Here is a 15,237-nt window from a genome sequence, read left to right as displayed (position 1 = left end):
CGCCTTCCACCTCGTATAGTCATAGATTTCATTGTAATTCTCCTCCATCTCCCAGCCTAATGTTGATGGCAGAATCAATCGATTTCGCTGCAACTACACCGGATATTACTGAAGTCATATAATGATCCCAATGATCGTTTGAACCGAAATCCCCATCGACTTTACTCTCATTCCAAAGATGGCCGTGAGTGATTTCACTGCTTATCTGGACCATATCGGGCAACGCCCCCTGCTCTTTCAATACGGATAAAACATAGTACGTATAATTAAAGACCTGATCATTCAGTGCTTCTCTTCCTAAATGCACCCGATTTTTAGACTTCGAATGATCCTCCGGGTATGCCCATTTATGATTAAAATGGAAATCAAGCAAAAAATGCATATGTAGAGCCTTAATCTGTTTGGCCATTTGAAGCGTACGTTCAAGCTTGCGAAAGCCTCCTGCAGGCTCATTCCGGATGCGAAGCCTAATCGCGTTAACTCCATTATTTTTCATGATCTCTAGAGCATCTAATGTCTGACCGTCGTCTTCGTTCGTCACTTCTAATGTCCCGATTTCATCCAAAAAAGAAATGTCCTTGTCTTCGATCAACGTTTTGGTCATCATTCATATCTCCTCTAAAGAATGTTTCATTTCGAAAAGAAAAGGAGGAGACTGCTGTCACCTCCTTTTTCTGCTTATTATTGGTTTGCCAGGAAAGCATCGATTTGAGTTTGCAGTTCCTGTTGAAGCTTTTCAATGCCAGCTGCTTTTAACTGCTCGATCAAATCAGCATGTCCTTTATCAATATCTTTGATTAGGCCATATTCGAGCGGAATTGCGTAACGAAGCATAACATTGCCTACGTTTGCCACTTCATTCTTCACATTGGCATCGTTGAAAACGAACGTTTCCAGTGCAAAGTTGTGAATTTTCTCCTGCCAAGCGTTAGCGATCGCATCCGCTTCTGCCGGATAAGAGGCATCCTTTCGATTGAGCGGCGAGTTAGCGCCCCAGTTGGAGAAGCCTGTAAAGTTAGGCGTGCCCGCTGTCGCGTTGAATTTATCATCGCCAACCGCTTCATAATGGTTTCCTGCAATACCGTTCATGAATAGATCATGAATTTCTTTATCGTTTTGCAGAAGATCAATGAGCATCAACGAACGTTCTGCATTTTTGGAAGTCGCATGGATAGCCATTCCGTTTTGTGTTGAAATTGCAGCAATCTTCTTTTTATCCGGCGTAAGATCTGCGATTGCCAGTTCAACCTCAGGCTGCTCTCTGCGCAGCTCAGCCAGGTTCATGGCTAACGTACCCAGGTTATGAGCGTATGAAGCCGTTTTGCCTGCTTTCATATCCTGCCAAACATCATTTTTATTGCTTACAACGTTTTTCGACCAAGCGTTATTGTCAGCCAGATCCTTGTAGTACGCCAGCAATTGCTTGAATTCCGGAGTATCGTATACGTTGAACACTTGACCTTTTTCGTCAGTCAGCTTATATGCGAGCGGAATGTTGTAGTCGACAAGATTCCATTCGTTTTGCTGCTCCAGAAGGATTTGGTCCAGCTCATGCCATTTCCAGCCGTCTGCTGCTTTTGCGTTGTAGGCATTAATCCCTTTTTCGTTTGCAGCAATTGTTTTTACATAGTTAGCAAAAGTCTCTGGGCTGTTGACCGGTTCCAGATTGTGCTTCTTGCGAAGATCTTCGCGGATTAGAACAGCCTTATCCGTAACTTCCGGATTGTTATTTGGAACCATGAACAGCTTTCCGTTTACTTTCGCTTGATTCCAAGCCACTTCAGGCATTGCCTTCCAAGTTAACGGCATATTTGCGGAAAGCAATTCTTCGGTCAATTCCAGGAATCCGCCTTTTAAAGCCTGGTCGTTATAGAAAGCCCAGTTTGCCGTATAAGCGATGTCAAAGTCTTCATTTGCAGCAAATTTCAACGGATATTTTTGCGTCCAATCGGACCAATCCAAAAATTCCGCTTCGACAGTTGCATTGATTTTTTCTTTTAGCTTCTTATTAAGTTCGCCGAAAACGACATCATAATCGATCGGTTTGCCGCCAACAAGCAGCATCTTAAGAACGACTTCCTCAGAAGTGTCAGCCTTCCCATCATTTGCAGCCGGCTGCTCATTGCCATTGCTTTCAGACGGTGTATTGCTTGCTCCGGCATTCGTGCCGGTATTCCCGTTGTTGTTACCGCCGCATGCGCTTAAAACCGTTGCCATTACCATGATGATTGCAAATAATAGCATAAATGACTTTTTCTTTTGCATGACCCGTTTTCCCCCTAAAAGGTAATGTTGTATATGATAACCAGGTTTCCCTAGGGTCATCCTTTCACTGCGCCAATCGTTAAGCCTTGAACAAAATACCGTTGGATAAACGGATATGCAAGCAGAATCGGGCCTGTCGCAACAATTGTCATGGCCATCTTCAGACTTTCAGTCGGAATATTCATCGTAACGACTGCTCCGGAGCTGACCATCGCCCTTCTCATGCCATCCATATTGCCAAGCATCTTATACAGATAGTACTGCAGAGGCATTAGATTTTCGGTGCTGATAAATAACAGCGCGTTATACCAATCATTCCAATAACCGAGAGCAATAAACAAACCGATTGTAGCGAGTGCAGGTTTGGATAGCGGCATGATCAGCTGAATGAAGATACGAAAATCGCCTGCTCCGTCGATCTTTGCCGATTCCGTAATGGCTTCAGGAATGCTGCTCATGAACGATTTCATGACAATGATATAAAACACATTCAGAAGCATCGGAAGGATAAGGACAATCAGCGTATTCTTTAGGTCAAGGTATTTGATGATCATCAGATACCATGGAACGAGTCCGCCGCTGAACAGCGTCGTAAAGAAGAAGAAAAACGAAAACTGGTTGCGCCATTTAAAATCCTTCCGTTGAAGGACATAGGAGGTCATTGCGGTTAGAAATAACCCCCCTATCGTTCCTATAACCGTAACCGCGATCGTCACGCCATATGCCTTCAGCAATTGCGCCGGATATTTAAACAGAAGGCTGTAGGCTTCAAGAGAAAACATGGAAGGAATCAATTGGAATCCATTCTCGATAATTTTACCTTCTTCTGAAAGTGATGAGGATACGATCAGCAGAAATGGAATGATGCAAAGGATTGCCAGTATCGAAATGACCGAGTATCCGATGAGGGAAAGCAGCAGCCGGTCTATTTGCTTTTTGCCTGCGCCCTTGGACGTATTGCCTGTTTTGCCGTAATTAGTAACGGTAGCACTCATTGTTATCCCTCCGTTTTAGAACAAAGCGTGATCTTTGTCATATTTACGCACCGCATAGTTTGCCAGCAAGATCGTCGCAAAACCAAGAACGGACTGATAAAAACCTGCTGCAGCTGATAATCCGATTTCATTTGATGTGGTAAGCGACCTGAAAACGAAGGTGTCGATCACATCGGTGGAGGAGAACAATAGGCCGTTATTTCCGACCATGTTATAGAACATTCCGAAGTCGCCTCTAAAGATGTTTCCAATCGCGAGCAGCACCAAAATAATGATGGTCGGATAGAGGTTAGGGACCGTTATATGGAAGATTCGTTGAAAGACATTAGCGCCGTCAATTTCGGCAGCTTCGTACATTTCAGTATCAATCCCGGTAATGGCTGCCAGATACATGACCGATCCGTATCCAAGCGCCTTCCATGCGGAGACCAGCACCAAAATGAAGGGCCAATAGGCTGGCGTATTGTAAATATCGATCGGCTCTATGCCAAACGCGTTCAGGATCGAGTTAATCGTTCCTACATCGTAGTTAAACAAGTTATACGCGATAGCGCCGACTACAACCCAAGAAATGAAGTAAGGCAGAAACAGAACGGTTTGCGTTATTTTCCGGAACCATTTTCCCACCGCCTCAAACAACAGGATCGCTACGGCGATTTGGAGCACGTTATTCACGACTATGAAAGCGATATTATATAGCGCGGTATTCTTTGTAACCATCCATGCATTTCCCGACTCAAAAAAGAACCGGAAATTATCTAAACCGTTCCATGGGCTTCCAAAAATTCCGCCCCCATAATTAAACTGTTTAAAAGCAAGAACGATACCGGCCATCGGCACATAAGCGAATAAGAGAAAAAACAATACCGCTGGTGTCAGCATCAATAGCAACATTCTTTGTTTCAGGACATCGCCCCAAAATCCGCTTCGGTTCATCTGTACTCTCCTCTCGTAATCTCTCTGTGTACTCATTATATAAAGCGGCCGGGGTCAGAAAAATTAAGGAAAGCAACTAAAAGTAATACTTAATCTACGATTTGCAAATAATAAGTTTATACTTCGATGCAAATAACAAGAAAAGCCCGCGGTCTGCTTTAGACGCGAGCTTTCGATATCAGTTGAGATTAGATTTTGTTCTTTTTCCGGTACTCACCTGGTGTCATCCCCGTTGATTGTTTAAACTGCCGGTTAAAATAAATGATATTTTTATACCCTACGCGTTCGGCAATTTCATATACTTTAAGCGTAGGATCGGTAAGCAATTGACACACCCGGTTCATCCTCATCTCGTTCAAAAAATCGCTGAAAAGAATGCCTGTCTCCTCTTTGAATAAAGACCCGAGATAATTGGGCGTAAAATCGAAGTTTGCCGCAACCTCCTTGAGCGTAACGCGGTGCTCCAGCTTTTCTTCGAGATACTTTATGATTTCCTCTACCAGTTTTCGTTTTTGCTTTTGCTTTTTGACATACAGCAGCTCCGACAATTCAAAAAATCTTCTTCGGAGCCATGAGAGGATATCATCCATCGTTTCGAACTGGAATAAAACGGCTGGTTGATGAGATTCCCATTTTAGAAGCTCATACAAGTTTTCGTTTCGCTGCAGCAAATCTGCATGCAGCTTAGAGGTAATGCGGATAATAAGATCATATATGTCTTTTTTCTGGGATATGGATACATTTCTGTTGAACAGCTTTAATAAGCAATCATCAATCGTTACCAAATCATATTCAAGTATAGCCTGAAGCATCCGTTCGACGCTCTCTTCAATATTCGGGGCGAGTGCTCCTTTCGGTGACGACTTAGAACCGTCCTTGATCAATCTGTTTTTCCCTAACAGCCATTTCGCGCTCAATGCAGCCTGGGCCTGCCGATAGGACTCGTGCAATCCGCTCAATTCATTTGTATACATTCCGGTACCGATCGTAATCGTAACAGGAAAAGCATGACGAACGGCTAGAATTAACTCTCCAAGCAATGAGGTAAAACGTTCCTCCTGAACGGTTGAAAGCAAAACAAAGCGTGAATCGTGACTTATTATTAATGTGCCTATGTTTTTTTCCTGAGCAAAATTTTCGATAAATCGAGAAATATTTGTCATATATCCATGTCGTTCTTCTTCAGCAATCTTCCATTCTATATCATCGGTTTCAATAATAGCTGCTGCAGTGCCGCAACGCAGTAACGGCGCTAGAAACTCTTTTATATGATGATGGGCCTCTCCCTGGGAATGATCATTGAACCAACGCAATAGCAGCTCCTGATTAACAAGCGTCAAAGCCTCCGATACGCTGCGATTCTGTTCGCGTTCCTTCTCCACCTTCTCGCATAAGGAAGCCAGCATATCGTACAATTCGCCGTCGTCGACAGGCTTGAGCAGATAGCCGGAGGCACTCAGCTGAAGCGCTTCTTTCGCATAACCGAAATCTTCATGCCCGCTTATAAATACGATCTGCACCTGTGGACTCAGCTCCTTGGCCTTCCGCGCAAATTCCATGCCGGACATAATTGGCATCCTGATATCGGAAAGGATAATATCGACCTGCTCCGACTCCAAAATTTTCAAAGCGCTAAACCCGTTATTGGCCGTTCCGATTACCTGCAAAGATAAATGGCTGTTAACAACCCTGCGGCGAAGCCATTCGAGATCAACAGCTTCATCATCAACTAATAAGATATTCATTCCTGATTGTGCCTCCTGTCTGGAAGTAAGATTTGCACCGTAGTTCCCCCTCCGTAAATGCTCCCGATATGAATGCCGAACTCATCGCCGTACCTGAGCTTAATACGGTCATCCACATTTTTTAGACCATACCCGCCCAATTGGCTTGGCCCGATCAGCAAGTTTTTAACGGTATTCGGCCTCATCCCTATCCCGTTGTCAATCACTTTCAACTCAATTCGATCCCCAATCCGCTTTCCGGTAATACGGATGGCAATCTTATCACCAAACCAAGCATGCTTAAAAATATTTTCAACAAAAGGCTGCAGTATCAATTTGATGACCTGAATGTCTTTAATGTCCGGTTCTATATCAAAATAAACGGTAAAGGCATCAGCATACTTCACTTTCTGGATATCAAGATAGGTTTCGATCTGTTCCAGTTCTTTTTCAAGAGGGATATAAACGTTCCCTTGGTTTAGAGAAAGTCTGTAAAACTTCGCAAGTCCGCTGACCATGCCGGTTACTTTTTGCGTCTCCCCGAGGTTAGCAAGACTGCTTATCGTTGAGAGCGTATTATAAAGAAAATGAGGATTGATTTGAGCCTGCAGCGCCTCCAGCTCCGCTTGCTTTTTTTGTATACCCTGCACATAAACCCGATTAATAAGCTCCTGCGTATTTGTAGCCATAACATTAAATGCATCGGCAATATGGACAAATTCATCGTTTCCGCTGAACCGTATCCTTTTCTGGAAATTACCCTCCTGGAAAGAACGCAAAAAGGCTACAATACGCTTCATCTTGCGCCCCGACAATCTTGCCACTATAAATCCGATAAAAGCCATAAACAAGAAACTGATCGAACACACCATTATAATAACGGACTGCAATCTGCTGGCGTCTTTTTCAAGGTATGAATAGGGTACCAGCGTTTCAATGACAAAGCCCGTTTCCGGAATGCTCTCCCTCAATATAAGAAACGATTCAGCGCTGATCCTTTGACTCGTTTCACCACGCTGAAACAAATTAGTTCCCGAGGTTTCATCGAATAGTCGCAGGATAATGCCTTCCTCAACCGGAAAAGAATTAAAGTCGCCAAGAAGATCGGTAAGCCGGGTTGTAATTCTAACATACCCGATAACGGTTTTATAGTCGCTGTAGGATACCAATTTTCGAAAATGGGAGATGTGTTCCAGCTTTTTATCACTGTCGACCTGCAGCCAAAGATTATCCATATCTGAATCCTTTAGTGCTTGAAACCAACTGCTGTTCGCAATTTCATTTATGGGGAGAACATAATAGTCGCTGTCCTTAATCTGTTCCGTCAAATCGTCGCCTTGAATATAATTTAGATCTTCATTTGTCGTATAAACGAGAAGCCGGATATTATTGCCATACAATTGAAGCGGCCCTTTCATTTGCGGGACGATCTCATCCATCATGGTAAGGTAATTTTGCAAAGGATCACCTTTTCTTTGAAGCGCCCGTTGAAAGGATAGACTGCTGAACAGTGTGTCGGACATTCGCGTTATTTCATCCAGCTGATACTTCACATTATTTCTGGTCTGTTCCATAGCCGTACGAATATTAGTCTCAGCCATTTCCGTCCTTGATTCAATAAGCATGGTATAAGAAATATAACCGATAAACACATCAGTCAACAAAACCAGTATGAGGTATGGAATCATCATTTTATAAGTAAACGGTATAAACGTTTTTCTGCGGGTTTCCTTATTCATTCGCTCCCCCTGTTGATTTCCGTGTAATTTGTCGAATTATATACGTTCATCTTACCTTGCAATTAGGCATAAATAAAGAAGCAGGCAAAAGAAAAACCGAGCTCTATCCAAAATAACGGATAGAACACGGCTTCTCATTTACTGGCCTAACAATATTTTGGCATATGGCGAATCGATCGGTATCATGATGACCGGTTCATTTTGCAAAGTCGTTACATAGCTTTCCAGCGTCCGGTAAAAGTTATAGAACTGCGGATCGCTGCCATACGCTTTATTATAAATTTTTGCCGCTTCACGTTCGCCTTCAGCGATAATCTTCTTCGCATCGGCCTCCGCCTGAGCAAGCAGCTCGGTAGCGGTACGATCAGCTTTAGAAGTGATTTTGCGCGACTCCTCGTCACCCTCGGACAAATACCTTGCCGCGATCGATTGACGGTCCGAGATCATCCGGTTATACACGCTTTGCTTATTTTCCTCCGGCAAATCGGTACGCTTAATGCGTACGTCTATAACTTCGATACCATAATTATCTCGCGTCAATGCCTCTATAACGTCTTTCGTGATCTCGTCGTTAATGTTGCCTCGCGCCGTATTTTCACTGATGATGTTATCGTAATTTACCTCCGAAAGCTTACGGCGAACCGAGTTATACACCGCTTCATCAATACGTTGAATGCCGCCGCCGACCGACTGAACGGTTCGTAAAAATTGCGAGGCGTTCTTAATCCGCCATACGGTGTAATTATCGACGACGATCGGCTTCTGATCCTTCGTTAAAATCGTCGTCGGGCTGCTCTCATACGTCATCTGATATTTAGGGAGCGTCGAAACATTCTCGATAAACGGAATTTTAAACTTCAAACCCGGTTCTCCTACTGCCCTCACGGCTTCACCAAACTTGAGAACGACCTTATATTCGCCTTCCTTCACGATATACATCGAGCCTGATGCGAGAATTAGAACAAGCACGCCTGCAATGAGACCAATCCATTGATTTCTTTTCACTCGGCATCGCCTCCTTGCGGAGCATTTGCGGCAGGCGGCGTGGCCGAATTATTCGACGATCCGTTTCGCAGCAGTTCATTTAACGGCAAGTAATTGACCGTATCGCTGTTCGAATTCGTTATGAAAATTTGGGCGTTAGGCAATATTTTCTCTAACGTCTCGAGTACTAAACGGCTTTGCGTGACGCCCGGATTATTTTTGTACTCTCCGAATATCGCATTGAACTTGGCCACGTCACCTTCCGCGTTCAGGATCCTCGACTTCTTCTGGCCTTCCGCGTTCTCGATAAGCGCCTGAGCCTCGCCTCGCGCTTTCGGAATGCGGTCATTCTCGTATTTGGCCGCATTATTGATCTTCGTATTTTTCTCTTCCCGCGCGTTCGTTACTTCCCGGAACGCTTCCGCTACCTGACCGCTAGGCGGCTCGATATCCTGGAATTTAATATCGATGATTTGAATGCCTGTGTTGTATTTAGCCTGCAGCTCCAGCAGTCTCTCCCGAACCTTGTCTTGAATAACCGTTTTACCATCCGTAATGGCGTAATCCAGCTTTTCCGAGCCGATTACCGAACGAATCGATGAGCTTGCCGCATTGCGTAAAAATTGCTCCGGATCATCAATATTGTACAAATAATCATGAATATTGCTTATCTTCCACTGCACGACAGCGTCTGCGGATACGATATTTTCATCACCCGTGATCATCATTGCTTCCTCGTCAACGGGAATCACTTCGTCCCCGTTCTGACGATAACCGATATGAATTCGCTGCGTCAGCTCCGCCGGAACAGTAATGACTTGTTGTATCGGATACGGCCACTTAAAGTGCAGCCCTGCTGAGTTCTCCCCCGTATACTTACCGAATGTCAGGATGGCTGCCCGCTCTTGCTCTTGTACCGTATAGAACGACGATGACCCCAGATAAATAATAATGATTGCGGCTGCAAGCCCTATGACGATTTTTTTGACCGTACCTGGCTTGAACTCAGGCGGCTTGCGGTTCATTTGAGTCTGGCTCTGGTTCTGGTCTTGATCCATTGTGCTCAAAGTGATCTCTCCCCTTCTGAAAAAATGGTACTTTAGGGGATAATACGCGGTAATAAGCCTAAGGTCACGGTTTTCTCACAATGGATTAAGGCTGCTTGATCAGCAGCAGCTTCGACTCGGAAGGCGCCAGCTCCATTTGCAATTCGCTCGCACCTGCCGCAACCTGCCATTCGCTTCCGTTCCATAGATCTCAGACGACTAGCCCCCTAGAGGAATCTATGTCCAGCCTTTCAAATAATGCTATCTTTTCGCTTGCTCTCTCGTCCTCCACATTTCTGATATGAAAAAAGCCAGCTTTTAGCTGGCCTCCTCCATAAATAACTACCCCTTATTTCCACAAATCCTTACGTGCATTGTAGTTGCTCGAATATACAGCTTCGACCTTCTCATCGCCAGCCGATTTCATATCATTCAGCATTTTGTCATAGATGCCGTTGGCATCATCCGCAGTTTTGGCCATGATCGCCTTCGTTAAGGCCTGCTTCAAGATATCGTTCACCTTCTGCTCATTCAAAGCCTCAGGCGTTCCGCTCTGCGGACCAAGCCCATCATAAATCGCTGAATCGAAAACGGAATCAGACAGGTTTTTGATGGCCATCTTGTCGATTTCCGTACATTCATAACGGCCTGGCAAATCATAAGGGGCCAGCAAGTGAGATTCACCGACCTGCTCCGCGTCCATTATCAAATCGAGGAGTCGGTGCTGCCCTGCCCGATCGTCAAGCTAACGCTGCAGCCGTTTGTGGAAAACTGTATTAATCATGCCATTTGGGACGACAAGCTTGGTATCAATATCATCATTAAAGCATACCGGGAAGGTCCTGATATCTTGTTAAAAATCATTGATGACGGCATGGGTATGAGAAGAGGAAACGACTGCGAGCTGCCAGAGAGCGGCGACACGTTATCAGGCTACGGCATTCGTAATGTAGACAATCGGATTAAGCTATTGTACGGCGACTCCTATGGCGTCACGGTATATAGCCGGCTCGGTATCGGAACGACAGTTACCATTCGTATTCCTGGACGGTAAATCAATTTATCGCTCAGCAAAAAAAAGCTGTCCTATAGGCAGATTTCTCTGCTCGCGGGACAGCTTTTCTATTTTTCCGTGCTGCAATGCTTAACCTTTGACCCCGCCTGCTGTCATACCTTCGATAAAATATTTCTGAAAAAAAAGAAATACGATCAGAATGGGTACGATGGCAAGCACAGCACCCGAAATCAACATATCGAAGTTATTTCCGTATGGCGTCAGTAAAGTGGATAACCCGATTGGAATCGTCAATTGCTCATTCGTGCGCAGCACGATTAACGGCCATAAAAAGTTATTCCAGCAAAACAATGCCTGCAAAATTGCCATCGAGGAAAAAGCAGGCGCCATAAGCGGCATCATGATCCGTACAAAAATTCCGAATTCCGTACATCCGTCCACGCGCGCAGCGTCCAGGAAATCCTTCGGCAGCCCGCCTGCATATTGACGGAAGAAAAAAATCGGCAGTGGAGCAGCAATAAAAGGAAGAATTACTCCCCATATAGAATCAATCAGCTGCAAAGAAATAGACAGCTTGTAAAGCGGAAGCATAATGATTTCCAGCGGTACCATCATCGTGATCAGCACTAATGTGAACGTTAGGTTACGAAGAGGAAATTTATAGACGGCAAGCCCGTAACCAATCATCGACGATATAAACAAGCACAGTGCAGTATAGATCGCAGTTATGACAATACTGTTTTTGTACCAGGTCAAGTATAATGATTCGCCGGAAAACAAATACGTATAGTTTTTTAAGGAAAAGAGGTCAGGGTCGATTTTCAGGTTAAGACCGAATCTCATTAGCTCCTGAGCCGGCTTAAAGGAGGCAATCGTCAGAGTAACGATCGGAAATAACGAGAACACGGCAAATACAGTAAACAGAGCTAGAAGCAGTACCTGATTTAACGTCCACTTTGTTTTTACTGTCGTATCCACCCGGTTACTCCTCCTTCCGGAACATACCGAATAATTTGAGCTGACCGATCGTAATCACAAAGGTAATGAGCAGCAGCGCAAACCCTACGGCAGAACCAAGACCCAGATTATTCTGCTCCAGCCCATTCCGGTATAAATAACCGACAATTGTCAGTCCAATGTCATTCGGCGACCGGTTGCCGTTCCACAGCATATAACTCTCGGTAAACATCGAATAACCGCCGTAAATACTAATCGTAAACACATAAATCGTGATAGGCCGGAGAAGAGGAATCGTAATACGGGAAAATTTATTCCAAGTCGATGCGCCGTCAATTTCCGCCGACTCGTACAATTCCTTCGGAATATTTTGTAATCCGGCCATAAAGTAAAGCAAGTTAATTCCGATCCATCTCCATGCCGCAAGGATAACGAGCGTGCTCATAGCCAGCGCTCCATTGCCGAGCCAGCGCTGCTTCTCGAAGCCGAGCCACATGACAAATGAATTCATCAATGACCCTTCTAACTCGCCGAAAGCCAGCCGGAAGACAGTTCCCGCTACAACGACCGAGGTCAGAGCAGGAATGAACAGCGTGGAACGGAAAAAGTTTTTGGCGATCATTCGCTTCGAATGTAGAAACACGGCCAAAACAAGCGGTACGGGTATGAGTATAACAATCGTATAAATCGTATATTTCGTACTATTCAAAATGGCTTTTAGAAAAGTCGCATTCCATAAATCTTTGTAATTATCCAGCCCAATGTATTTAACCTGACCAGGAAGCACCTCCTGAAAACTCATGTTGATGGCCGACAATACCGGATAAGCGAAAAAAACAGCAAAGGAAACGAGAAACGGAAATACAAAATAATACGGGGCGAACTTCTGCGAGTATAAAATGCCAGAGCGCTTCGCTTTTCGTTTCGCCTCCGTGTTTGCCGCCGTTTCCAGGGCGCTGTCTGTCATGATTCCCCCTCCTTAAAGGTTTGCGAATGCAAACCTGTTATTTTAACTGCTCGGCTGCTTCCTTCAGTACCTTCTCGGTGTTTTCTTTGTCGAGCAGAATACGGACAATTACTGATGTTCTGAACATATCGGAAATCGTAGGCGTTTTCTCATTAATGTTGACCCCTTCGATCTCTTCTTTCACTTCTGTAAGTACGCTGAAAATATCAGTACCGAAATAATCCGTAAATTTGTTCGGCTCTTTAAGCTCAGGTGCATCCCATACGTCCGAGCGGAGTGGATCAAAGCCGAGCTGATTCCATATTTCGATATTGCCTTCCTTGGAGAGCTTGGCGAACGCCAAAAACTCTTTAGCAATCTCCGGGTTCTTAGAGGTCTTCGTTACGGCGGTCCCTGTGCCGCCCATACCTGCGGAACGCGGCTCGTCTGCCTTCCAAGCCGGCATTGGCTTAATAACCATTTTACCTTTCAAATCAGGCATATAATCGGTAAACCGTCCCATATACCACATCGGCATCCATACGGAAGCAACGCCGCCGCCGTTCATCAAGCCGTAATACTCTTCCGAATGGTGATTACCGCCTGGAACAGGTATCGCGATGCCTTTCTCAAGCAAGCCCTGTTGATAGTTGAGCGCATTCACAACAATTGGACTTGTTATATTCAACTGGCCATCCGCCGTTTGGAAGTCGTCGTTTCCCGGTGCTTGGGCAACTTGCGGCCACAGCGACCAAAGGTCGCTCGTTTCCAGCGATGTCATCGGAACGCCTGTTTGATCAAGCACCTTCTGACCGGCCGATTCAAAATCAGCCCATGTCTTAATATCGTCAGGATTGACTCCCGCTTTGTCGAGAATCTCTTTGTTATAATAGATAACTGCAGCGCCTACGTGAAAATCAATTCCGTAATATTGGCCATCCTTAGCGTAAATATCCAGCCTGGATTTAACCAAATTGTTCAGCTCCGGCTCAATTACATCATTTAAAGACAAGAGCTGCGGTTCGCCTTTCAGGAAGTTTGGAAATTTGTTCAACTCGATATCGGCAATATCGGGCGCCCCCTTCCCGGATTGAAGCGCTACCAACAATTTATTATGCATATCATCGTAAGGGTATACGTTAGCTGTCAGCTTGATTTGCCGGTCCGGATTAGCTTCGTTCCAACGCTTCGTCATGTCCTGGTAGAACTTTTCATGAAGCTCATTGAACGTCCAAAATTCCAGATTGGTCGTCTTCCCGCTGCCATCTCCGGAATTTCCTGCATTGCCATTATTACTCGAGCAGGCTGTCAACAAGGCTGTGAGCATAATCAGAAGAGAGAGTATCACAAGCAGTTGCTTCTTCACTTCTTTTTCCCCCTTAAAATAGTTTAATTGATTTACTTTAAACTTTTATAAAACAGTTTGCGTTTTAATCATAAATTCAACCAATTAACTTGTCAATATGGAAATGTATGCGTTTACTATATTGATTTTATTGATATTAATTTAAACTAAAGATGGTTTATTTCGACTAATAATGACATTTTTCGTACTGATTTCAAGTTGAAATAAGCAGATACGCTATGTAAGAGTTCATTAGAATAAGTAAATAGTCATATTCGGCTAATTCTCTTCTCACATTCAGCCTTTTAGTTTATACTGTTTTAAAACAATGAAGGCGGAAAGAAGGCGGTTCATCTTGATCCATATCAAAGAACTCCGTTCAGGATTAAATATTTTCAAAGCATTAAGCTCTGAAATTCGAATTGAAATTCTACAGCTGTTAACCAAATACGATAGCTTAAACATGAACGAAATCGCAGAGAAGCTTGGCCTTACGAACGGCGCGATTACGATGCACATCAAGAAACTGGAGGAAAGCGGACTCATTGATATTACGACTGCGGTAGGCAAGCACGGCATTCAGAAAATTTGCTATTTAAATGAAGATCTGCTAACCGTCGAATTGCGTAAGAAAGGCGTGGAAAGCATCTATGAGGTTGAAATACAGGTTGGCCATTATTGCGACTATCATTCCGAACCGACCTGCGGTCTGGCAACCAATGACAGCATTATCGGCGAATTCGACAATCCGCGTTATTTCGCCGATCCGGAGCGCATAAACGCGGGAATCGTATGGTTGACAAAGGGTTTCCTTGAATACCGGATTCCAAATTACCTCAAACGGAATCATCATTTCAAAGAGCTTCAGTTCATCATGGAGCTAAGCTCGGAAGCGCCGGGCTACAATAACGATTACCCCTCTGATATTGTCTTCAGCGTGAACAATATCATGCTTGGCGTATGGACCTCCCCCGGCGACTTCGGCGGCGAGAAAGGGACAAATAATCCGGATTGGTGGCCGCCCCACCTGAACCAGTATGGACTCCTAAAGCTCCTCCGCATTAACGAAAGCGGTACGTTCATCGATGGCTGCCTAATTTCTAAGGTGACCATTAACGATCTGAAGCTGCATGAGCATATGGATATTAAGTTCAAAATCGGCGTTTCCGAAACAGGACAAGCGGGAGGACTGACCATTTACGGACAACACTTCGGGAATTACAAGCAGGATCTGATTGCCAGAGTTTTATACGATGTTATCGAGAAGTAAAAGAAACATCTAATA

Annotated in this window: 14 protein-coding genes; 2 read left to right on the top strand and 12 right to left on the bottom strand. The window is 44.5% G+C overall.

Going from position 1 to position 15,237, the window contains the following annotated elements; genetic code table 11:
* Positions 1–28 precede the first annotated feature (28 nt).
* The 9 genes from DFP97_RS14800 to DFP97_RS14760 form a co-directional block, all read right to left on the bottom strand.
* On the bottom strand, positions 29–607 hold the full coding sequence (locus DFP97_RS14800) for a glycosyl hydrolase 53 family protein (protein ID WP_114380951.1): 579 nt from the start codon (positions 605–607) through the stop codon (positions 29–31).
* Between the two features lie 74 nt (positions 608–681).
* Entirely contained in the window at positions 682–2,265 is a 1,584-nt protein-coding gene (locus tag DFP97_RS14795; RefSeq protein WP_114380950.1) for a DUF3502 domain-containing protein, read from the bottom strand.
* Positions 2,266–2,321: 56 nt separating this feature from the next.
* The gene (locus DFP97_RS14790; protein ID WP_114380949.1) at positions 2,322–3,260 is read right to left on the bottom strand and encodes a carbohydrate ABC transporter permease; all 939 of its coding nucleotides are present in this window, start codon (positions 3,258–3,260) and stop codon (positions 2,322–2,324) included.
* Positions 3,261–3,275: 15 nt separating this feature from the next.
* Positions 3,276–4,196: an ABC transporter permease gene (locus DFP97_RS14785; protein WP_114380948.1), complete on the bottom strand. Its 921-nt coding sequence runs from the start codon at positions 4,194–4,196 to the stop codon at positions 3,276–3,278.
* Positions 4,197–4,384: 188 nt separating this feature from the next.
* Positions 4,385–5,941, bottom strand: a complete 1,557-nt coding sequence (locus tag DFP97_RS14780; RefSeq protein WP_114380947.1) for a response regulator — start codon at positions 5,939–5,941, stop codon at positions 4,385–4,387.
* A complete protein-coding gene (locus DFP97_RS14775; protein ID WP_114380946.1) occupies positions 5,938–7,659 on the bottom strand; it encodes a sensor histidine kinase in 1,722 nt (573 codons plus the stop codon). Before DFP97_RS14775 ends, DFP97_RS14780 begins: the two co-directional genes overlap by 4 nt.
* A gap of 138 nt (positions 7,660–7,797) precedes the next feature.
* The gene (hflC, locus tag DFP97_RS14770) at positions 7,798–8,664 is read right to left on the bottom strand and encodes a protease modulator HflC (protein WP_245976243.1); all 867 of its coding nucleotides are present in this window, start codon (positions 8,662–8,664) and stop codon (positions 7,798–7,800) included.
* The gene (hflK, locus tag DFP97_RS14765; RefSeq protein WP_245976263.1) at positions 8,661–9,701 is read right to left on the bottom strand and encodes an FtsH protease activity modulator HflK; all 1,041 of its coding nucleotides are present in this window, start codon (positions 9,699–9,701) and stop codon (positions 8,661–8,663) included. The genes hflC and hflK overlap by 4 nt, the downstream gene beginning before the upstream one ends.
* Positions 9,702–10,038: 337 nt before the next feature.
* Complete coding sequence (locus DFP97_RS14760) at positions 10,039–10,362, bottom strand: hypothetical protein (protein ID WP_181873530.1); 324 nt, start codon at positions 10,360–10,362, stop codon at positions 10,039–10,041.
* Between DFP97_RS14760 and DFP97_RS14755 the strand changes: the two genes are divergently transcribed.
* Positions 10,363–10,743 carry a sensor histidine kinase gene (locus DFP97_RS14755; protein WP_114380945.1) on the top strand — a complete coding sequence of 127 codons (381 nt, stop codon included), beginning with the start codon at positions 10,363–10,365 and terminating at the stop codon, positions 10,741–10,743.
* Between the two features lie 90 nt (positions 10,744–10,833).
* On the opposite strand, the gene DFP97_RS14750 is transcribed toward DFP97_RS14755, so the two are convergent.
* From DFP97_RS14750 to DFP97_RS14740, 3 genes are read right to left on the bottom strand one after another with little or no spacing between them, the layout of a single operon-like run.
* Positions 10,834–11,682, bottom strand: a complete 849-nt coding sequence (locus DFP97_RS14750) for a carbohydrate ABC transporter permease (protein WP_114380944.1) — start codon at positions 11,680–11,682, stop codon at positions 10,834–10,836.
* A 4-nt stretch (positions 11,683–11,686) separates the two neighbouring features.
* The gene (locus DFP97_RS14745) at positions 11,687–12,628 is read right to left on the bottom strand and encodes a carbohydrate ABC transporter permease (protein WP_114380943.1); all 942 of its coding nucleotides are present in this window, start codon (positions 12,626–12,628) and stop codon (positions 11,687–11,689) included.
* A 37-nt stretch (positions 12,629–12,665) separates the two neighbouring features.
* Positions 12,666–13,973, bottom strand: coding sequence for an ABC transporter substrate-binding protein (locus DFP97_RS14740; RefSeq protein ID WP_114380942.1), 1,308 nt, complete (start codon positions 13,971–13,973; stop codon positions 12,666–12,668).
* Positions 13,974–14,307: 334 nt separating this feature from the next.
* On the opposite strand from DFP97_RS14740, the gene DFP97_RS14735 reads away from it, so the two are divergent.
* Positions 14,308–15,222, top strand: a complete 915-nt coding sequence (locus DFP97_RS14735; RefSeq protein WP_114380941.1) for an ArsR/SmtB family transcription factor — start codon at positions 14,308–14,310, stop codon at positions 15,220–15,222.
* Positions 15,223–15,237: the final 15 nt, after the last annotated feature.

The sequence above is a fragment of the Paenibacillus prosopidis genome, assembly GCF_003337375.1.
Taxonomy (GTDB): domain Bacteria; phylum Bacillota; class Bacilli; order Paenibacillales; family Paenibacillaceae; genus Pristimantibacillus; species Pristimantibacillus prosopidis.
The sequence above is the reverse complement of the archived record's forward strand: the minus strand, read 5'-3'. Positions and strand labels throughout refer to the sequence as shown.